Below are 230 nucleotides of genomic sequence, written 5' to 3'. Positions count from 1 at the left end.
CAAACAAAAGGTTTTTTTATTGACCGCAAATTTTATTCTGACAGCCATCTTGATATCAAATACGATCTTTTACGGTTTTTATATTGATTTCATTACCATTCCCGTGTTATTTCAAGCCAAGAACATGGGGGATATGGGCAGCAGCATGACTGAGTTGTTCCACCCGCTGTTTGTGCTGATGCTCATTGATTTCGTGGTGCTGGCATGGCTGTTAAAGCGTAAACCATTAG

At 40.0% G+C, this 230-nt stretch carries 1 pseudogene; it reads left to right on the top strand.

Going from position 1 to position 230, the window contains the following annotated elements:
• A pseudogene (locus tag SB775_RS34435) lies at positions 1 to 230 on the top strand (hypothetical protein); the annotation flags it as partial.

The sequence above is a fragment of the Peribacillus sp. SIMBA_075 genome (assembly GCF_046534585.1).
The sequence above is the reverse complement of the archived record's forward strand: the minus strand, read 5'-3'. Positions and strand labels throughout refer to the sequence as shown.